This window comes from Reyranella sp. (assembly GCF_965229815.1).
Lineage (GTDB): Bacteria > Pseudomonadota > Alphaproteobacteria > Reyranellales > Reyranellaceae > Reyranella.
On sequence record NZ_CBDDJN010000006.1, the window covers coordinates 2,770,966 to 2,790,423 of the forward strand.

General features: G+C 69.0%; 20 protein-coding genes. 10 read left to right on the forward strand and 10 right to left on the reverse strand.

Going from position 1 to position 19,458, the window contains the following annotated elements; translation table 11 throughout:
• Window positions 1-67: 67 nt before the first annotated feature.
• From ACO073_RS24660 to groES, 3 genes are all read right to left on the reverse strand, one after another.
• Window positions 68-232, reverse strand: a complete 165-nt coding sequence (locus ACO073_RS24660; RefSeq protein ID WP_422001178.1) for a hypothetical protein — start codon at window positions 230-232, stop codon at window positions 68-70.
• A gap of 76 nt (window positions 233-308) precedes the next feature.
• Window positions 309-1,940 (reverse strand): chaperonin GroEL, encoded by a 1,632-nt coding sequence (gene groL / locus ACO073_RS24665; protein WP_422001180.1) that lies wholly within the window; start codon window positions 1,938-1,940, stop codon window positions 309-311.
• 52 nt (window positions 1,941-1,992) lie between these two features.
• On the reverse strand, window positions 1,993-2,307 hold the full coding sequence (gene groES, locus ACO073_RS24670) for a co-chaperone GroES (protein ID WP_422001182.1): 315 nt from the start codon (window positions 2,305-2,307) through the stop codon (window positions 1,993-1,995).
• A 302-nt stretch (window positions 2,308-2,609) separates the two neighbouring features.
• Between groES and ACO073_RS24675 the strand changes: the two genes are divergently transcribed.
• Entirely contained in the window at window positions 2,610-3,014 is a 405-nt protein-coding gene (locus ACO073_RS24675; protein WP_422001184.1) for a hypothetical protein, read from the forward strand.
• Window positions 3,015-3,077: 63 nt separating this feature from the next.
• On the opposite strand, the gene ACO073_RS24680 is transcribed toward ACO073_RS24675, so the two are convergent.
• Together ACO073_RS24680 and ACO073_RS24685 are read right to left on the reverse strand one after the other, a co-directional pair.
• Window positions 3,078-3,431, reverse strand: a complete 354-nt coding sequence (locus ACO073_RS24680) for a RidA family protein (protein WP_422001186.1) — start codon at window positions 3,429-3,431, stop codon at window positions 3,078-3,080.
• A complete protein-coding gene (locus ACO073_RS24685; RefSeq protein ID WP_422001188.1) occupies window positions 3,428-4,789 on the reverse strand; it encodes an adenylate/guanylate cyclase domain-containing protein in 1,362 nt (453 codons plus the stop codon). The genes ACO073_RS24680 and ACO073_RS24685 overlap by 4 nt, the downstream gene beginning before the upstream one ends.
• 176 nt (window positions 4,790-4,965) lie before the next feature.
• Between ACO073_RS24685 and ACO073_RS24690 the strand changes: the two genes are divergently transcribed.
• From ACO073_RS24690 to ACO073_RS24705, 4 genes are all read left to right on the forward strand, one after another.
• On the forward strand, window positions 4,966-5,466 hold the full coding sequence (locus tag ACO073_RS24690) for a hypothetical protein (protein ID WP_422001190.1): 501 nt from the start codon (window positions 4,966-4,968) through the stop codon (window positions 5,464-5,466).
• Window positions 5,467-5,590: 124 nt separating this feature from the next.
• The gene (locus ACO073_RS24695; RefSeq protein ID WP_422001192.1) at window positions 5,591-6,496 is read left to right on the forward strand and encodes a polysaccharide deacetylase family protein; all 906 of its coding nucleotides are present in this window, start codon (window positions 5,591-5,593) and stop codon (window positions 6,494-6,496) included.
• A gap of 109 nt (window positions 6,497-6,605) precedes the next feature.
• Window positions 6,606-7,826 carry a CaiB/BaiF CoA transferase family protein gene (locus tag ACO073_RS24700; RefSeq protein ID WP_422001194.1) on the forward strand — a complete coding sequence of 407 codons (1,221 nt, stop codon included), beginning with the start codon at window positions 6,606-6,608 and terminating at the stop codon, window positions 7,824-7,826.
• A gap of 268 nt (window positions 7,827-8,094) precedes the next feature.
• Window positions 8,095-8,934 carry an ATP-grasp domain-containing protein gene (locus ACO073_RS24705; RefSeq protein ID WP_422001196.1) on the forward strand — a complete coding sequence of 280 codons (840 nt, stop codon included), beginning with the start codon at window positions 8,095-8,097 and terminating at the stop codon, window positions 8,932-8,934.
• Window positions 8,935-8,993: 59 nt separating this feature from the next.
• On the opposite strand, the gene ACO073_RS24710 is transcribed toward ACO073_RS24705, so the two are convergent.
• Window positions 8,994-10,577 carry a peptide chain release factor 3 gene (locus ACO073_RS24710; protein WP_422001198.1) on the reverse strand — a complete coding sequence of 528 codons (1,584 nt, stop codon included), beginning with the start codon at window positions 10,575-10,577 and terminating at the stop codon, window positions 8,994-8,996.
• A gap of 58 nt (window positions 10,578-10,635) precedes the next feature.
• Window positions 10,636-11,238 (reverse strand): TetR/AcrR family transcriptional regulator, encoded by a 603-nt coding sequence (locus tag ACO073_RS24715; RefSeq protein ID WP_422001200.1) that lies wholly within the window; start codon window positions 11,236-11,238, stop codon window positions 10,636-10,638.
• Window positions 11,239-11,356: 118 nt separating this feature from the next.
• On the opposite strand from ACO073_RS24715, the gene ACO073_RS24720 reads away from it, so the two are divergent.
• From ACO073_RS24720 to ACO073_RS24730, 3 genes are read left to right on the forward strand one after another with little or no spacing between them, the layout of a single operon-like run.
• Complete coding sequence (locus ACO073_RS24720; RefSeq protein WP_422001202.1) at window positions 11,357-11,854, forward strand: (2Fe-2S)-binding protein; 498 nt, start codon at window positions 11,357-11,359, stop codon at window positions 11,852-11,854.
• On the forward strand, window positions 11,851-12,903 hold the full coding sequence (locus tag ACO073_RS24725; RefSeq protein WP_422001204.1) for an FAD binding domain-containing protein: 1,053 nt from the start codon (window positions 11,851-11,853) through the stop codon (window positions 12,901-12,903). Before ACO073_RS24720 ends, ACO073_RS24725 begins: the two co-directional genes overlap by 4 nt.
• The gene (locus ACO073_RS24730) at window positions 12,900-15,176 is read left to right on the forward strand and encodes a xanthine dehydrogenase family protein molybdopterin-binding subunit (RefSeq protein ID WP_422001206.1); all 2,277 of its coding nucleotides are present in this window, start codon (window positions 12,900-12,902) and stop codon (window positions 15,174-15,176) included. The genes ACO073_RS24725 and ACO073_RS24730 overlap by 4 nt, the downstream gene beginning before the upstream one ends.
• Window positions 15,177-15,234: 58 nt before the next feature.
• On the opposite strand, the gene ACO073_RS24735 is transcribed toward ACO073_RS24730, so the two are convergent.
• Window positions 15,235-15,747: a YidB family protein gene (locus ACO073_RS24735; RefSeq protein WP_422001208.1), complete on the reverse strand. Its 513-nt coding sequence runs from the start codon at window positions 15,745-15,747 to the stop codon at window positions 15,235-15,237.
• Between the two features lie 280 nt (window positions 15,748-16,027).
• Between ACO073_RS24735 and ACO073_RS24740 the strand changes: the two genes are divergently transcribed.
• Window positions 16,028-16,324: a hypothetical protein gene (locus tag ACO073_RS24740; protein WP_422001210.1), complete on the forward strand. Its 297-nt coding sequence runs from the start codon at window positions 16,028-16,030 to the stop codon at window positions 16,322-16,324.
• Between the two features lie 144 nt (window positions 16,325-16,468).
• On the opposite strand, the gene ACO073_RS24745 is transcribed toward ACO073_RS24740, so the two are convergent.
• Both ACO073_RS24745 and ACO073_RS24750 read right to left on the reverse strand, forming a co-directional pair.
• Window positions 16,469-17,005 (reverse strand): DinB family protein, encoded by a 537-nt coding sequence (locus ACO073_RS24745; RefSeq protein WP_422001212.1) that lies wholly within the window; start codon window positions 17,003-17,005, stop codon window positions 16,469-16,471.
• Window positions 17,002-17,877, reverse strand: coding sequence for an HpcH/HpaI aldolase/citrate lyase family protein (locus tag ACO073_RS24750; RefSeq protein WP_422001214.1), 876 nt, complete (start codon window positions 17,875-17,877; stop codon window positions 17,002-17,004). The genes ACO073_RS24745 and ACO073_RS24750 overlap by 4 nt, the downstream gene beginning before the upstream one ends.
• A 131-nt stretch (window positions 17,878-18,008) precedes the next feature.
• Here ACO073_RS24750 and ACO073_RS24755 point away from each other — a divergent pair, with 131 nt between their 5' ends.
• Entirely contained in the window at window positions 18,009-19,433 is a 1,425-nt protein-coding gene (locus ACO073_RS24755) for a M20 family metallopeptidase (protein ID WP_422001216.1), read from the forward strand.
• The last annotated feature ends 25 nt before the right edge of the window (window positions 19,434-19,458 follow it).

Below are 19,458 nucleotides of genomic sequence, written 5' to 3' on the forward strand. Positions count from 1 at the left end.
CGCGGGCTCGCCGATGTCGATCTAGGAAGGCGCCGTCGGCCGTCAAGTCCCCTGCATCGGACCGCCGTCATTGCGGTCGGCCATACCAGTAGGACGATTCGGCCGCGGCGGGAGCGACGATCGGCAACGACGTGACCGTCGTCGTCTGCCAGGCCTGCAAGGCCTGGGCGCCGGCGAGGACGATGAGCGCAGCCGCCACGAAGATGGCCGCCAAACCTGCGAACAGATGCATGCGCGCGTCGGCACGGAAGCGGAGGGAGCCCCCGTGAAGGCTCCCTCCCGTCCCCCGCTGCCGCCTCCCCTCGTGCTCAGAAGGCCGAGCCGGCTGCGCCGCCCGCCACCCCGCCCTTGTCCTCGGGCCTGGGAGCGTCGGCGACCAGGGCTTCCGTGGTGATCAACAGCGACGCAACGGATGCGGCATCCTGCAGTGCAGTGCGCACCACCTTCGCCGGGTCGATCACGCCCGCCGCGACCATGTCCTGATACTCGCCAATGGCCGCGTTGTAGCCCCAGCCGTACTCGTTCCGATCGAGCAGCTTGCCGACGACCAGCGAGCCGTCCTCGCCGGCATTGACCGCGATCTGCCGCGCCGGCACCTGGATGGCGCGGCGCACGATCTCGACGCCGGCGCGCTGGTCGTCGTTGGCCGTACGGACCTTGTCGAGCGCCTTGGTGGCGCGCAGCAGCGCCACGCCACCGCCCGGCAGGATTCCTTCCTCGACGGCCGCGCGAGTGGCGTGCAGCGCGTCGTCGACGCGATCCTTCCTTTCCTTGACCTCGACTTCCGTGGCGCCGCCGACGCGGATGACCGCGACGCCGCCGGCGAGCTTGGCCAGCCGCTCCTGCAGCTTCTCGCGGTCGTAGTCGGAAGTGGTCTCCTCGATCTGCGCCTTGATCTGCGCGACACGGCCGTCGATGTCCTTCCTGGCCCCGGCGCCCTGCACGATCGTGGTGTTGTCCTTGTCGATCATCGCCTTCTTGGCCCGACCCAGCATCTCGAGCGAGACGTTCTCGAGCTTGATCCCGAGATCCTCGGAGATGCAGGTTCCCCCGGTCAGAATGGCGATGTCCTCCAGCATGGCCTTCCGGCGATCGCCGAAACCCGGTGCCTTGACCGCCGCGACCTTGAGTCCGCCGCGCAGCTTGTTGACCACCAGCGTCGCCAGCGCCTCGCCTTCGATCTCCTCGGCAACGATCAGCAGCGGCTTCCCTGTCTGCACGACCGCCTCCAGCACGGGCAGCATGGCCTGCAATCCGGTGAGCTTCTTCTCATGGATCAGCACATAGGGGTCTTCGAGCTCGACCCGCATCCTGTCGGGGTTGGTGACGAAATAGGGCGACACGAATCCGCGGTCGAACTGCATCCCCTCCACTACTTCCAGCTCGGTCGCGAGGCTCTTGGCCTCCTCGACGGTGATCACGCCGTCATTGCCCACCTTGGCCATCGCCTCGGCGAGCTGGCGGCCGATCTCGGCGTCGCCGTTGGCGGATATGGTGCCGACCTGGGCAATCTCGTCGTTCCTGGTCACCTTGCGCGCGTGAGTCCTGAGGTCCTCGACGACCGCGGAGACAGCGAGATCGATGCCGCGCTTGAGGTCCATCGGATTCATGCCGGCGGCCACCGATCGGGCGCCTTCCCGGACGATGGCCTGGGCGAGGACCGTCGCGGTCGTGGTGCCGTCGCCAGCCAGATCGTTGGTCTTGCTCGCGACCTCGCGCACCATCTGGGCGCCCATGTTCTCGAACTTGTCGGCGAGCTCGATCTCCTTGGCGACCGTGACGCCGTCCTTGGTGATGCGCGGCGCGCCGAAGCTTTTCTCGATCACGACATTGCGCCCCTTGGGGCCGAGCGTGACCTTGACCGCATTGGCGAGGATGTCGACGCCGCGCAGCATCCTGTCGCGCGCTTCCGTCGAGAACTTCACTTCCTTGGCTGACATCTGACCCTTGCCTCCTTTCTCGGGTACGGGATGCGTAACTGGTTGGAGAGACTCAAGCGGCGCGGCGAAGGGCAGGCTTCTTGTCGAGCACGCCCATCACGTCGCTTTCCTTCATGATGAGAAGCTCCTCGCCGTCGATCTTGACCTCGGTGCCCGACCACTTGCCGAACAGGATGCGGTCGCCGGCCTTCAAGTCCATGGCGATGAGCTGGCCGTGTTCGTTGCGCGCGCCGGGGCCGACGGCGACGACTTCGCCTTCCATCGGCTTCTCCCTGGCCGTGTCGGGGATGATGATGCCGCCGGCCGTCTTCTCGTCGGCCTCGAGTCGGCGCACGACGACACGGTCGTGCAGCGGGCGGAGATGCATGCAAATCCTCCTGGTGCAGAACAATGGTCATGTGTGCCTCGACGGCGGTCGCCGCCGGGGCAGAAGGCGATCTAGAAATCCGTTCTGGGGGCTTCAAGGTTCTGCCACAAAATTTTTAGGCGCCGCCGGGAACTCACGTCGGAGGCGCCATTCCGGTTACTGAAGCCAGGTTCGAGACGCTGCGCCGGAACGGTGGGACCGTCGTCTGGCAGGGTCACTTGAAAGGCCGCCACCATCGACCAAATCGCCGTCGACGGTCTTCCGTCCGGAAGACCGTTTTCGTGCATTCAAGGACGAGGAGCATGGGCACCGACGAGATCTGGATGGGCCGGCCGATCGACGACATGACCCGGGACGAGCTCGCCGCTGCGCTCAAGGCGGCATCGCGTCTCCTGCGCTCGGCGCCGCCGGTCGACCGGCCGGAGATGACTGTCAGGCAGACAGGGGGCGGAACGACGGTTGGGCGGGCCTTCAACTGGGCGTTCATGCCCGCCGGGCACTTGTGGACCGAGGAGGATCGGGCGGCCATCCAGTGCCGGCTGGATGCGTTCGCGGGGAGCCATGGCCTGGACGGCGCGACCGTCCATTTCGCTCCCGATCGGCTCGATGTCGAGGTTCCCCGACCGCTCGCGGTCGAACAGGTCTGGGCTCTCCAGCAATGGCTGGAGGCCGAGGGCGAGACGCTCGACGTCAGCCAGGTGCCTTGAGGTCAGCCGCGATCCCCCTTTGGCCGGACGAGCCAGCGCCCCCCCGCCCGGCCCCCCGGGGCCCTAGATCGCGGCCACCACCATGATCTCGACCTTCATCTTCGGATCGTTCAGCCGGGCCTGGACGGTGGCGCGGGCCGGAGTCTGGCCGGGCACGACCCAGGCGTCCCAGACTGCGTTCATGGCCGCGAAGTCGGCGATGTCGGCCAGCCAGATCACGGCCGACAGGATCTTGGTCTTGTCGCTGCCGCCCCTGGCCAGCAGCGAGTCGATCTCGGCCAGGGCCTGCTTCACCTGACCCGCGAGATCGAGCGAGGTGTCCTCCGGGATCATGCCCGAGAGGTACAGGCGACCGTCGTGGACCGTGGCCTCGCTCAGCCGCGGGCCGGGATCGATGTGGACGACGGTGGTGCTCATGGCGAAGGTCTCCGGTCGATGGCGATGATGTGGATCGGCGCTTCGTGGCCGACGATGGGCTGCAGGCCGAGATCGCGGCAGCGCGCCCTGATCTCGTCCGGCAGGGGATTGGAGCGCTCCGCCTCGTCGAGCGCCTCGCGGCTCAGCAGGATGCCGGCGTGGAATTCGCGGGTCATGTTCTCCAGCCGGCTGGCGACGTTCACCGTGTCGCCGAGCGTCGTGAACTCGAGCCGATCGGCGATGCCGACATTGCCCTGGATGACCGGTCCCCAGTGCAGGCCGATGCCGACCGTGGTCGCGGCCTTGCCGAGGTCGATGCGCTCGTCCTTCCACTGGTCGATCATGTCGAGGATCTCGACGGCGCAGAACAGCGCGTCGCGCGCCGCATAGGGCGCCTTCTCGGGCGCGCCGAAGACGGCCATCAGCCCGTCGCCCAGGAACTTGTCGATCGAGCCGTCGTGCTGGAAGACCACCGGCACGATGCGCCGGTGGAAGGCGCGGATCACCGTGATCACCCTCTCCGGCGTGACGGCCTCCATCCGCCGCGTCGAGCCGATCACGTCGACGAACATCACGGCGGCGTCCTGGGCGCGGCCGGCGCCGAGGCCGCGCGTGTCTGATGCCAGCCGCTCGACGATCTTGGGCGAGAAGTAGCGGCCGAGATTGGCGCGCTCGGTCTCGGCCAGCACGGCGCGCTCGACATGGCGCCGGGCCCGCCAGATCGCGGCAGCGATCAGCCCGGTGGTGATGGCCAGCAGCACGAGCTGGTTGACCATGAACAGCAGCGGGTCGATGCCCTGCACCTCGGTGAGCTGCCGCAGCAGCGACAGCGCGTCGGGCGCGGTGAAGCCGCGGAAGGAATCGACATGCTCGGCCGAGTGCAGCACGAAGCCGAAGGAGGCGAGCTGGCCCACGAAAGAGGCGGCGCCGGCCACCAGCACGACCCTGACCGAGAAGGTGAGTGCGCTCGCCGCGACATAGGCCGCGAGGTAGAGGAAGGCGGAGCGCCGCAGCCAGGACTGGAGCGCCCAGTCGTACCAGTTCGTCTCGGGATAGTGGGTCGCCAGCACGATGATCGCCACGTCGACGACGGCGCAGACGCCCTGGATCGCCAGCATGTGACGGCTGTTGCGCGTCGCGTAGCCCAGCCAGCCGACCAGGAAGAAGACGGCGATGGCGGCCAGCAGGAAGGGCAGCCGCCCCCACGACGAGGACAGCACCACCCAGATGAAGACCACGCCGAGCGCCAGCACGCGCGCCTTGAAGGCGAAGGCGAAGCCGGAAAGCTCCTCCTCGTGGAGGCGTTGCAGCCAGCCCGGCGTCGCCCGAGGGTCCGGACCATTGGGGTCGTTCGACACGGGCCGGACCCTAGAGCTTGAGGCAGAGAATTGCACGCGGACTGTCGCGCGATGACACATGGTGCGAATCTCGCGCTGCGTCGTTGAAGGCTCTTGCCCGCGTCGGCGGGAAGTCGGAAGAACATGACTTGCAGCGTCCGCCGTCCGCGCGTCATCCGTCCTTGAACCCGGCAGCCATGATCGCACCGCTCAGCCTGACGAATGTCATCAGCCTCCTGTCCGCAATCATCTGCCTGTCGATGATCGCCAGCCAGACGACCGGGCGGGTGCAGAGCGTATCCCGCCTCGCTCTTCCACCGGCACTGGCGGTTGTCGTCGCCTTGATCCTGCTCGCTGGCGTGTTCGATGCCGGCTTCGTCAGCGACGGCCTGTGGGTCATCGGCGCGATCGTGGGCTTCATTCTCGGGCGTGTGCGTGGACAGATGCTGTCGATGGAAATCCTCCCTGCCGCCCGGTCGATCCGCGCCGCCCAGACGGCCGACAATCTCGTCGCGGCGCTCATGTTGCTCGCGCTCACGTCCACCGACTTCATCTCGGCCGCGCTGCGGCACCCCCTGCTTCAGCCCGGCCTGGTCGCGATCGGCGGCGCCGTCTGCGCGGGCTTCCTCGCGGGGCGCTTCCTGGCGATCGCCCTGCGGGCCGATCCGGTCGCCCGCCTGAGGAAGGGCCTGCGATAGGGGCCGTTCGGCCCAGTCCGGCCCCTCGATCCATTCCGTCCGGCAGACGAAACAACCTTTCGCACGCGCTTCGCCAGCCCATTGTCCGCGCCATCGGGTTACAGTCGGGCAGGAGGCACAGTGCATGACCGATGAAGAGGCCGGCCGCGTTCGCGACTTCGTGGGCTACGGACGCCATCCGCCCGACCCGCGCTGGCCGGGCGGCGCGCATGTCGCGGTCAACTTCGTCATCAATTACGAGGAGGGTGGCGAACGGTCCGTGCCCGACGGCGACCCGGCCTCGGAGGCCGCCCTGACCGAAGGGTCGACCGCCACCTTCGCCGGCCGCGACCTCGGCGCGGAGAGCATGTTCGAGTACGGCAGCCGCGCCGGCTTCTGGCGGCTCCATCGCATGTTCACGCGGCGCAACCTGCCCTGCACCGTGTTCGCCATCGCCCGCGCGCTCGAACGCAATCCCGAAGCCTGCGCCGCCATGCGCGAGGCGGGCTGGGACGTCGCGGGCCACGGCTACCGGTGGGAAATGCACGCCACCATGGCGCCGGACCACGAGAGGAAGCAGATCGAGCTGGCGACGGAGAGCATCACGCGTACCATCGGCACGCGGCCGGCCGGCTGGTACAGCCGCTATGCGCCGTCGATGCAGACGCGCAACCTGCTGCTCGACGCCGGCTACGAGTACGACAGCGATTCCTACGACGACGAGCTCCCCTACTGGCTGAAGGTGGGAAGCCGCACCCAGCTGATCGTCCCCTACTCCATCACCCACAATGACGTGCGCTTCCAGCGCCAGGGCATGACCTCGGGCGACGAGTATCTCGCCTACATCAGGAATGCCGTGCAGTGCGTGCTGGAGGAGGATCCGCCGTGCATGCTGAGCTTCGGGCTGCACAACCGCATCATCGGCCATCCCGGCCGCGCGCTCGGGCTCGCCCGGGTGCTGGACTGGCTCGCCGACCAGCCCCGTGTCTGGGTGACGCGTCGCGTCGACATCGCCCGGCACTGGCGGAAGGTGCACCCTCAACCAGCGTAAAGTGTCATCCTGAGCGCAGCGAAGGATCTCATGGCGCCCGCCAACGCCATGCCGGTCGAAATGGCATGAGGTCCTTCGCTGCGCTCAGGACGACAGGAAAGGAAGACGTATGACCATCCGCCGCCCGCTCGACGGCATGCTCGTCCTCGATCTGGGGCAGATCTACAACGGTCCCTATTGCGGCCTGCAGCTGGGCTTCATGGGCGCCCGCGTGCTCAAGATCGAGCCGCCGGAAGGCGACGTGGTGCGCCGGCGCAAGCGCGAGGTCGAGCCGTGGCCGCTGGTCATGCTGAACTCGAACAAGGAGTCGGTGGTCCTCGACCTCAAGCAGCCGCGCGGCAAGGAACTGTTCCTCGAGCTGGTCGCGAAGGCCGACGTGCTGATCGAGAACTTCGCCGCCGGCGTCATGGACCGGCTGGGCCTGGGCTACGAGACCCTGCGCAAGCTCAATCCCCGCCTGGTCTATGGCGGCAGCTCGGGCTTCGGCCTCGACGGACCCTATCGCGACCTCGCCGCCATGGACGTCACCATCCAGGCGATGAGCGGCATCACCAACGCGACCGGCGACGCCGACGGGCCGCCGACCAAGGCGGGCGCGGCGGTCTGCGACTTCCTGGCCGGCATCCATCTCTGCGCCGGCATCCTGGGGGCGCTGGTCCAGCGCGAGCGCACCGGGCAGGGCCAGAGGGTCGAGGTCGCCATGCACGAGGCGGCCGTCACGGCGCTCGCCTCGGCGATGGGCGCGGTGATGGACGGCGACACCGGCGTTCCCGACCGCACCGGCAACCGCCATCCCGCGCTCGCCATGGCGCCCTACAACACCTATCCCTGCAGCGACGGCTACGTCGCGATCTTCACGGCGGCCGAGCGCCACTGGCATTCGATGTGCGCCATGCTGGGCCGCCCCGAGCTGGCGAGCGATCCCGAATTCGGCAACACCGTGGCGCGGGCGAGGAACATGGCCGCGATCGACGACATCGTCGGCGCCTGGACGATCGGGCGCACCAAGGACGAGGTGGTGCGGCTCCTGAACGACGCCCACGTGCCCTGCGCGCCGGTGAAGACGGCCCGCGAAGTGTCGACCGACCCGCACCTCGAGGCGCGCGGCTACTGGGTCGACGTCGATCACCCGCGCCGCGGCCGCACCCGTGTGCCGATCTCCGCCATCCGCCTGCACGCCGGCGGCAGGCCCGAGATCCGCAGCCCGGCGCCGACGCTGGGCCAGCATACCGAAAAGGTGCTGACCGACCTGCTCGGCCTGAAGGCCGCCGAGCTGGCCGAGCTCAGGGCCGCCCGGGTCACCGAACCGGTGACGGCGAAGAAGAGCTAGTCTCGTCGGACCGCGGGGCACCGGGCCCGCTCTTGTCATCCTGAGCGAAGCGAAGGATCTCATGCCAGTTGTTGAACTGGCGGCGATGAGGTCCTTCGCTTCGCTCAGGACGACAGATATGAGCCGGCCAGAGGGGGGATGCAGGAGGAAACCTTCGCGGTTCGCCCCCACGCCTAGCCTTTCCCCTAGGGGAGAGAGGAACATGATTGCTGCACCTGCGGCAATGAACGCCTAACCCGGGACTTCCATCGTGGCGCGGTCATGATTCATGCTCTTCTCCCAGATCATCGGGGCCAATGACCAAGTCAAGCAGGCGAGTTCGATGTACTGGGTCGTTCAGGACAAGATGCGAGAGAGCGGCGGGGATCGAACCTTGCGGGAATTGCTGCCGCGCTGGGGCATTCCGCACAGCTATCACGACGTCGTTCCAATCGTTGGCGAACTGCGTCCGGATGTGAACCCCGAAGGAAACGTGATCGTGATGGGCTCATACTCGATGCGTCACGCCGCGAAGGCGAAAGGTTGGATTCCGGGCTGCTTCGATGTTGGACATATCACGCACGACGACTACCTGGCCCGGTGGGGCGACGACCTTCTGAACGCCTCGGCACGGGTGTGTCGGTTCGAGGATGCGCCGAGGCACATCATGGACGAATTCTTCGTTCGGCCGACGATAGACTCAAAGGCATTTGCTGGTCAGACCTACAGCCGGGAAGAGTTCATGAGCTGGCACGCGAAGGTCATGGCGCTCAACGATCCCGGCGCGTTCGTGCTGCCCGATACCGAGATCATCATCGCCCCGATCAAGGACATCGCCCATGAATATCGATGCTGGATCGTGGACGGCCGGGTCGTCACGAGTTCGTTGTACAAGCGCGGCGACGATCAGCATCAGGTCCTGATGCAAGGACGCATCGATGACGAGGTCATCGACTACGCCAGCAAGTTCGCGGCGGGGAGCTGGCAGCCGAACCGCGCCTACGTGCTCGACCTGTGCCTATCGTCGAGTCGACCCCGCGTTCTGGAGGTCAACACACTGAATGCTTCGGGGTTCTACGCCGCCGATATCGCCAAGCTGGTCCAAGCCCTCGAAGCAATGGTCTTTTGAGAGGGGACTTCGCCTTCATGTTCCTCTCCCCCAAAGGGGGAGAGGAACATGAAAAGAAGTCAGGAGCGTTCGCGGATGTCGGAGAACTTAATCTTCGGCGACTTCTCGGCGATGTAGCCAAGCTCCCAGGCGTTGCGCGCCAGGAAGACGGGCGAGCCGTCGCGGTCCTCGGACATGCCGCCGCGGTTGGCGGCCATGAAGGCCTCGAGGTCGGCCTTGCTCTCGGCGGAGATCCAGCGCGCCGTCTCGAAGGGCGCCGGCTCGAGGTCGATCTTGACCTGGTACTCGGCCTCGACGCGGGTCTTCAGCACGTCGAGCTGCAGCTCGCCGACCACGCCCACGATATGGTCGCCGCCGATGACCCGGCGGAACACCTGGGTGACGCCCTCCTCCGCCAGGTCGTCGAGCGCGCGGCGGAGCTGCTTGGACTTCATCGGGTCCTCCAGCCGCACGCGGCGCAGGATCTCGGGCGCGAAGTTGGGGATGCCGGTGATCTTCACCGTCTCGCCCTCGGTCAGCGTGTCGCCGACGCGCAGCACGCCGTGGTTGGGCACGCCGATGATGTCGCCCGGCCAGGCCTCGTCGACGATCTCGCGCTCGCGGGCGAAGAACAGGATCGGCGAGTTCACGGACAGGGTCTTGCCGGTGCCCATCTGGGTAAGCTTCATCCCGCGGCGGAACTTGCCGCTGCACAGGCGCAGGAAGGCGATGCGGTCGCGGTGGTTGGGGTCCATGTTGGCCTGGACCTTGAACACGAAGCCCGCCACCTTGGGCTCGGTCGGCTCGATGGCGCGCGGCTCGGCCGGCTGCGGCCGCGGCGGCGGCGCCCAGGCGGCCAGCGCGTCGAGCAGCTCGCGGACGCCGAAATTGTTGTACGCGCTGCCGAAGAACACCGGCGACAGATGCCCGGCGCGATACGAGTCGAGGTCGAACGCCGGGTAGCCCGCCCGCACCAGCTCGACCTCCTCGGCCAGCCGCGGATCGTCGATCGTGTAGTTCTCGATCACTTCGCCGATGCGGTCGCGGTCCTTCGAATCGAACACCAGCATGCGGTTGCGCGCGAGGTCGTAGGTGCCCTTGAAGGCCTGGCCCGAGCCGGTCGGCCAGGTCATGGGCGCGACGTCGAGCGCCAGGGTCGAGGCAATCTCGTCGAGGAGCTCGATCGGGTCCTTGGCTTCACGATCCATCTTGTTGATGAAGGTGACGATCGGCACGTCGCGCAGGCGGCAGATCTCGAACAGCTTGCGCGTGCGCGCCTCGATGCCCTTGGCGGCGTCGATCACCATCACCGCCGAATCGACGGCGGTCAGGGTGCGGTAGGTGTCCTCGGAGAAGTCCTCGTGGCCCGGCGTGTCGAGCAGGTTGAAGACGGCGCCGCCATACTCGAAATGCATCACCGAGGTGGTGACCGAGATGCCGCGCTGCTGCTCGATCTTCATCCAGTCCGACCGCGCGCGCCGGGCCTCGCCGCGCGCCTTCACCGCGCCAGCGACGTGGATGGCGCCGCCGAACAGCAGCAGCTTCTCGGTCAGCGTCGTCTTGCCGGCGTCCGGATGCGAGATGATCGCGAACGTGCGCCTGAGGCCGGCGGGATGGCCGGCCAGGCGGGCGTCGGCAGCGGGAAGGACGGTGGAATCAGGCACTTCGGCGGTTTCCGGCAGGGGTGCGAGGGGGTAGCCGAGGCAGCCCGGAGCGTCAACCTCACGCGCCCTGCGTCGCCTGGCCCTTCACCAGCAGCCCGTCGACGAACACATCGGCCAGCCGCAGTACCGTCTCCTGCCAGTCCGGCCGGTCGTAGGCGTAGCAGAGACCGATCAGCGCATGGAGCAGGTCCTCCGGCCTGACGTCACGGCGGACCTGCCCCGCCGCGGCCGCCCGCGCCAGGATCGTGCCGACCGCGCCGGACAGGCGCTGCGAGGAATAGGCCCAGAGATCGGAGCGGCCGTCGGCGACCAGCGCCAGCGCCGCCAGCATGCCCTTCTTGGTGGCAACCAGTTGCACGATCGCCCGTATCCATCGCCGCAGGGCATCGACAGGCGGCACCTCTTTCGCCAGGCTCTCGGCGAGAGCCGCGAGTTCCTCGACCTCGTGCCGGTAGACGGCCTCGAACAGCGCGTCCCGGGTCGGGAAATGCCGGTAGAGCGTGCCGATTCCCACTCCGGCGCGCCGGGCCACCGCTTCGAGGCTGGCCTCCGGGCCGCCGGCGCCCAGCACCCGGGCGGCGGCCTTGAGCAGCCGCTCCCGGTTGCGGACCGAATCCGCCCGCGGCTTGCGCGCCGCTTTCTCTTTTCGCACGGCCTTCACGACGAGGTCCCCGAGCCGCCCTTGAAAACGGAGGGTGCCTCCACATATTTTCCGGATCGGGCCACCGCGGGGCCGTCCTTGCCCCTGCGACACCACCAACACCGATGGGAGCTACAACGTGTCATTCCCCCTCACACTAACGGTGAATGGCGTGAAGCGGAACGTCGTGCTCGACGATCCGCGCGTCACCCTTCTCGACCTGCTGCGCGAGCGACTCGATCTCACGGGCACCAAGAAGGGATGCGATCGCGGCCAGTGCGGCGCCTGCACGATCCTGGTCGACGGACGGCGGGTCAACGCCTGCCTGGCGCTGGCCGTCAGCCACGACGGTGCGGAGATCAAGACGATCGAAGGTGTCGCCGAGGGCGAGCGCCTGCATCCGGTGCAGGCGGCCTTCATCGAGCATGACGGCTTCCAGTGCGGCTTCTGCACGCCGGGCCAGATCATGAGCGCGCTCGGCCTGATCGCCGAGGGCCAGGCCGGCAGCGACCCCGAGCGGATCCGCGAGGCGATGAGCGGCAATCTCTGCCGCTGCTCGGCCTATGCGGGAATCGTCGAGGCCGTGCTCGACGCGCAGAAGAAACTGGCCGAGGGCAGCCGCAGGAGCGCAGCATGAAGAGCTTCGACTATGTCCGGCCGACGACCGTCGCCGAGGCCATCGCCGCCATGGCATCGCCCGGCGCTGCCTTCCTTGCCTCCGGCACCAATCTCCTCGACCTGATGAAGACCGGCGCCGCACGCCCCGGGCGGCTGGTCGACATCACCCGCCTCGCCGGCCTCGACCGGATCGAACGCCTCGCCGACGGCGGGTTCAGGATCGGCGCACTGGTGCGCAACGCCGACCTCGCACACGACGCCGCCTTCTTCCGGGCCTTCCCGGCCGTCGCCGAGGCGCTTCTGTCCGGCGCGTCGGCGCAACTGCGCAACGCCGCCACCGTCGGCGGCAACCTGATGCAGAAGACGCGCTGCGCCTACTTCTACGACCCGGCCAGTGCCTGCAACCGGCGCGACCCGGGCTCCGGATGCGACGCGCTCGAGGGCGAGAACCGGCTGCACGCCGTGCTCGGCTGGAGCCCGTCCTGCATCGCCGTGCACCCGTCCGACTTCTGCGTGCCGCTGGTGGCGCTCGATGCCGCCGTCGAGATCGAGGGACGCGACGGAAGGCGCGAGATCGCGCTCGAGGCGCTCCACCGCCTGCCCGGCGATGCGCCGGCGCGCGAGACCGGGCTGGCCCCCGGCGAGCTGGTGACGGGTCTGCACCTTCCGGCGAGTGCCGCTGCCTTCGCAAGCCACGCCCGCTATCTCAAGCTGCGCGAGCGGACGTCCTATGCCTTTGCCGTCGTCTCGGCGGCGGCGGCGCTCGACATCGAGGACGGCACCATCCGCGCGGCGCGGCTGGCGCTGGGCGGCGTCGCGGCCAAGCCGTGGCGCGCCCGCGCCGCCGAGCAGGACCTGGCCGGCGCCAGCCCCGGGCCGGCCGCCTTCCGCCGCGCCGCCGAGGCGGCGCTCGCCGATGCCCGGCCGTCCGGCGACAACGGCTTCAAGATCGAGCTGGCCCGCCGCCTCGTCGCGCGCGCCCTGTCGCTGGCCGCACGCGGCACGCCGCAGCGCCTGCCGGCGCTGCCCGGCTCGCCCTTCTCCTCCCACCCCGGAGCTGTCTCGTGACCCTTGCCCCTACGCCCGCCGCCCTGCCCGCGTCGTCGCCGCACGTCCGCCACGGCTCCAGCATCGGCCAGCCGCTGACGCGCCGCGACGGCTTCCTCAAGGTCACCGGGCAGGCGCGCTACGCGGCCGACCATCATCCGCCCGGACTGCTGCATGCCGTCATCGCCGTCAGCACGATCGCGCGCGGTCGCGTGACGGCGCTCGACGTCGCGGCGGCCAAGGCCCATCCCGGCGTCGTCGAAGTCATGACGCCGGCCAACCGGCCGCCGCTGGCGCTCGACCCCGACGCCAAGAACGATCCGTTCATGTTCAAGCTCGAGCTGCTGCAGGACGACCGGGTGCGGTATCCCAACCAGGCGATCGCCGTGGTGATCGCCGAGAGCCTGGAGGCGGCGACCGAAGGGGCCGCGCTGCTGGCGCCGCGCTATGCGGCCGAGCCGGCGCGCGTCGGCTTCGGTGACAGCGAGCCCTACGTCCCGCCGGCGGTCGGCATGGGCATGCCGGCCGAGGTCCACCACGGCGACGTGGCGGCGGGCCTGGCGGCGGCGGCCACGCGCGTGGAGGCGACCTACGACACGCCGACGCAGTACCACAACGCCATCGAGCCGCACGCGGTCGTGGCGACCTGGGACGGCGACCAGCTCTCGCTCGACATGCCGAGCCAGGGGCTCGAGCTGGCGCGCGGCCGGCTGGCCGGGCTGCTGGGCTTGGCACCGGAGAACATTCATATCCGCAGCCCGTTCCTCGGCGGCGGTTTCGGCTCGAAGGGATTCGCCTCGGGCCCGCAGGTGCTGGGCATCCTGGCGGCCAGGCTGGTCGGCCGACCGGTCAAGCTGGTGCTGCGCCGCGACCAGATGTACGGGCCGGTCGGCCATCGCTCGCCGACGCGTCAGCGGCTGCGGCTCGGCATGACGAAGGACGGTTCGCTGAGCGCGCTGGAGCATCGTGCGACGGTGACGACCAGCACGTACGACGACTTCTACGAGCCGGCCGCCGGCATCTCGCACGCGCTCTACGTCAGCCCGGCGATCGCGACGGCCTACCAGGCCGTGCGCCTCGACACGGCCACGCCGACCTTCATGCGGGCGCCCGGCGAAGCCACCGGATCGATCGCGCTGGAAAGCGCCATCGACGAGGCGGCCGCCGCCTGCGGCATGGACCCACTCGCCTTCCGACTGCGCAACTATGCCGAGGTCGAGCCGATCTCGGGCAAGCCCTTCTCCTCGAAGGCGCTGCGCGAGTGCTATGCAAGAGGCGCCGAGCGCTTCGGCTGGGCGGGCCGGCCGCAGCCGCCGCGCCAGATGCGGGACGATGACGGGTTCCTGGTCGGCTGGGGCGTCGGCACCGCGATCTTCCCCGCCTTCATGTTCCAGGGACATGCGCGCGCCGTCATCCGCCGCGACGGCAGCGGGCTGGTCGAGACCGGCGCGCACGACATGGGCCAGGGCGCGTGGACGGCGCTGGCGCAGATCGCCGCCGACGGGCTCGGCCTCGACCTCGAGCGGGTCGAGTTCCGCTCCGGCTCCTCCGACCTGCCCGATGCCGGCCTCGCCGGCGGCTCGTCGCACACCGCGACCGCGGGCCTCGCCATCCACAATGCCGGCGGCGACGCGATCGCGAAGCTCGCCGCGCTGGCGACCGGCGACCGGCGATCGCCACTGTACGGCGCCGGCAATGCCGGCGTGATCGCCCGCGACGGACGCCTGCACCGCCGCGACGACGAGTCCAGGAGCGAGGCCTATGCCGACATCCTGGCGCGCGCCGGGGTCGACAGGATCGAGGGGAACGGCAGCGGCGCCGCCGACCCCGCCAGCCAGGAGCAATGGTCGATGCATGCGCACGGCGCGGTGTTCGCCGAGGTCAAGGTCGATCCCGAGCTCGGCCAGATCCGCACGACCCGGCTGGTCGGCGCCTTCGCGGCTGGCCGGGTGATCAACCCGCGCCTGGTGCAGAGCCAGTACCATGGCGGCATGATCTGGGGCGTGTCCTTTGCCCTGCACGAGCATGCCATCATCGATCGCCGGTCGGGCCGCGTGCTGAACGCCGACCTCGCCGAGTATCACGTACCGGTCAATGCCGACATCGCCTCGCTGGAGGCCCTGCTGGTGCCCGAGGAGGACCGCCACGTGAACCCGCTGGGCATCAAGGGCGTGGGCGAGATCGCCATCACCGGCACGGCCGGCGCCATCGCCAACGCGGTCTGGCACGCCACCGGCGTGCGCGTGCGGCGCTTCCCGATCAAGCTCGAGGACCTTCTGGCCGCCGGCGCCTGAGCCGGCTGCCCCGTCGCGAGAAAGGGATCCGTGGTCCCGCGGTCCGCTCGTCAGTCGCTCAGGCGGTCCGCTCGACTTCCTGGGCCGTCGGGACACGGCCCTCGGGCGTGAGCGCGTCGACCACCTGCGGCAGCCGCTCGCTCAAGCCGGCCAGCAATTCCTCGCGCGACAGGCCGGTGCGCTCGCTGAGAAACGCAAGCTGCTCCGCGGTCAGCACCTTCGAGAGGTCGTTCGGCGAGACCTGCTGGTTGGGGCCGCGCGAGACCCACGAGTCGACCGTGTCGGCCTTTCCCGCGCCCTGGAACTGACGGACGAGGTCCATCAGACCGCCGGTCAGCAGCGCGCCGATCACGCCCTTGGCCGTCGGTCCGCCCGTCGCCGACGGCTGGAAGAAATCGCGCAACCTGTCGGCAAAGTCGGGCTCGGCGGCGGCCGTCTGGCCCGCCTTTTCCGGCCTGCCCGCCGTGTTCAGCTTGCGGTAGGCCAGAAGGCCCAGCACCGCCATGGCGATGGGAGACAGGCGTCCCGAGGAGGTGGAGCGGCCGCCGCCGAGGATGTCGAGCAAGCCCATGGGACGTCCCTTTCGCGCAGATGTTCGAGGTCGAAGCGCGGCTCAACGTCGTGCCTGCGCAATCGTTGCCTTCGCCGCTCTTCTGCCCCATTTCCGCCGCGTCGTTTCCACAACCCGAGAGCGACTGCGCATAAAAGCCCAAATCCGGTCGAAAAAACCGCCAATGCCGCATCCGACAATATTGTCAATGTCTTGGATCGCAACGCTCAACCAAAACCTGCGTTGGCTGACAGAGGGCGTTGAAAAACGCCGACAGTGCGAAAGAACCGGAGCATCAGTCATGGATCGCTTTGCCCTCGAACACAATCTTCGCGACGCGATCGCGCGGGTCGCGGCGGGACAGCGGGCGTTGATGGAGCAGCGCGCGCAGATTCGCGAGCTCGAGCGGAACGGCTTCGACGCCTCGCCGGCGCGGGCCCTGCTGCAGGTCTACCAGCAGTCGCAGGAGATGAACCTCTTCGACCGCACTCGCCTCGCCGGCCTGATGGAGATGGCGCTCAGCGACACGTCGACGTCCGACTACGACGATCGCGATCTCTTCGAGGACGATTTTCAGACCTACCGTCAGGCGGCCTAGCCGCCACCGAAACCTGGGCCCGCAGGGGCACATGGCGGAGGGACCTTGCCCACGACGTTTCCCCCCAACGCGTCGGAGCAAGGTCCCTCGAGTCGTCCGGCGGTTGAGGTCCGGCGGCGAGGGCGATGAAATCCTTCGCTGCACTCAGGACGACAGACGGCGCGCGGCAGTCGCGTCTCCTGATTCCGGCATGACGATCAGATCCGTGTCCTCAGGCGGCGGCGCTCCCGCCTGCGTCAGGAGGCAATGCACCTGCCCGCGATGATGGGTCTGGTGATTGAAGAAGTGAGTCACGAACCGCCAGCATGGCCCGCTCCTCGTGCCTCCGCCGCTGGCGACGTAGCTCAGGTCGGCGGCGAGCCAGTCGTCGCTCAGCGAGATCGCCCATCGCTCGATCTCGTCATCGAGCGCCTGCCGCAAAGCCCGGAGTTCCTGCCATTCCTCATAGAGCGAGGCCGAATCCGGAATGCCGACCGTTGGTTTCGGCCGGGCGGTGAAACGGCTGAGCCATAGCTGGTCGGCCCAGGCGAGATGGCTCAGCGTTCCCTGGATCGACCCGAAGAACGCGCCGCGCTCACGGCGGCGCTCGGCGTCGGAAAGGCGATCGGCCGCGGCGTAGAGGCTGCCGTTCTGCCAGCGGCCGTACCGCGCGAGAAGGCGGGCGTAGTCCGCGTCGATCATGCCTGCCAGGCCGCCGCGCGGTCGAGCAGGCGGCGGGCGCGGATGACGATCGGCAGGTCGATCATGGCGCCCTCGAAGGCGACGGCCCCCGCGCCTGCCGCGGCGGCGGCGTCGAAGGCGGCGATCAGCCGGCGGGCGCGGTCGATCTCGGCGGCCGAGGCGCCGTATTCCTCGTTGATGATCGGCACGTGGGCGGGGTGGATGCAGGCCGCCGTGGTGAAGCCGAGTGCCCGGCCGCGCCTCAGGCCCTCGCGATAGGAGACGAGGTCGTCGATCTTCGCGAGCTGGCCCATCGAGCCCATCGGCAGGATGCCGGCCGCCCGCGCCGCCGCCAGCCCCTGCATGGCGAAGACGTACATGCTGTCGGCCGAGGGCGTGGCGCCGAGCTCGGTCGCCATGTCCTCTCCGCCCACCGACATGCCGGCCATGCGCGGCTCGGCGGCGATGGCGAAGAGATGCGGCAGCGCGGCCGGCGATTCGATCAGGACGAGGAAGCGGGTGTGGCCGACCTCCATGCCGAGCGCCTCCTCGCGCGCCGTCACCAGCTCGGCCAGCAGCCGCACATGCTCGGGACCCATCACCTTGGGCAGCATCAGCGCCGCGACGCCCGGCATCACGGCCGCGGCGATGTCGGGCACGGCAAGCTCGAGCGGGCGGTTGATGCGCACGACGACGTCGGCGCCGCCCTGCGCCACGCGCGGCACGGCGGCGGCGATGGCCGCCCGCGCCTCCTCCTTGTGCGCCGGCAGGATCGAATCCTCGAGGTCGAGGATCAGGGCGTCGGCGCCGCGGGTATGGGCCTTGGCGACGAAGCGCTCGGCCGTCACCGGCACGAACAGCAGGGATCGCCACGCGGGAAGAGGCCGGGCCATGAAATCACTCCTTCGATCTGTGCGGCCGGGAGACTACACGCATCGCCCGTGGGCGGGCAGCGTGGAGGCTGCGGCGTCGCTGCCCTGCGAAAGGACGGGCGACGATGCGCAAAGCTCTCTAACATGCCGCCATGGACACCGAACGCCTGAAGCCCTTCGTCGACGCCTTCTGGGAGGACTCGATCCTCCCCTCGATCACCGAGTACATCCGCATCCCCAACAAGTCGCCGGCCTTCGATCCGCAATGGGTCGAGCACGGCTACATGGAGGATGCCGTCACGCTGATGGAGGGTTGGGCGCGCCGTCACCTCGAGGCCTTTCCCGGCGCCACGCTGGAGGTCGTTCGCCTGCCCGGCCGCACGCCGCTCATCTTCATCGACGTGCCCGGCGACAACGACGACACGGTGCTGCTCTACGGCCATCTCGACAAGCAGCCCGAGATGGTCGGCTGGGCCGAGGGCATGGGCCCGTGGATCCCGGTGCGCAAGGACGACAAGCTCTACGGCCGCGGCGGCGCCGACGACGGCTATGCGATCTACGCCTGCTTCGCCGCCCTGCTCGGCCTGCGCGAGCAGAAGGTGCCGCGCGCGCGCTGCGTCATCATGATCGAGGGCTGCGAGGAATCCGGCAGCTACGACCTGCCCTTCTACGTCGACCACCTGATCGACCGGATCGGCGACCCGTCGCTGGTCGTCTGCCTCGACTCCGGCTGCGGCGACTGGGACCGGCTGTGGCTCACCACCTCCCTGCGCGGCATCGCCTCTGGCACGCTCACGGTGCGCGTGCTGACCGAGGGAGTCCATTCGGGCGACGCGTCGGGGATCGTGCCCTCCTCCTTCCGCATCCTGCGCGGGCTGCTGTCGCGGCTGGAGGACGAGGCGACCGGCGAGTTCAAGCTGCCGGACCTCTACGTCCAGATCCCGCCGCAGCGCATGGCCCAGGCCGAGGCGGCGGCGCGCGTGCTGGGCAAGGAGGTCTACACCAAGTTCCCCTTCGCCGGCGCGACGCGGCCGATGGTCGACGATCTCGGCCAGATGGTGCTGAACCGCACCTGGCGGCCGCAGCTCGCGACGGTCGGCATGGACGGCTATCCGACGCCCGGCAATGCCGGCAACGTGCTGCTGCCCTTCTCGACGGCCAAGCTCAGCGTGCGCACGCCGCCGACCCTCGACGCCAGGCAGGCAGTGCAGGCGATCAAGAAGGCGCTGGAAGCCGATCCTCCCTATGGCGCCACCGTCGAGTTCGACGCCGGCGAAGGCGGCCAGAGCGGCTGGCACGCGCCGCCGCTCGCGCCGTGGCTGGAGACGGCTGTCGGCCAGGCCTCGCAGGAGGCGTTCGGCCAGCCGGCCGCCTACATGGGCGAAGGCGGCACCATCCCCTTCATGGGGATGCTGGGCGAGAAGTTCCCCAACACGCAGTTCGTCATCACCGGCGTGCTCGGCCCGCACTCGAATGCCCACGGGCCCAACGAGTTCCTGCACATCCCGACCGGCAAGCGCGTGACCGTCGCGGCGGCGCGCCTGATCGCGGCGCACTACGAACGAAAGAAGTCATAGGCAAGATCGTCGTCCCGACCGGAGC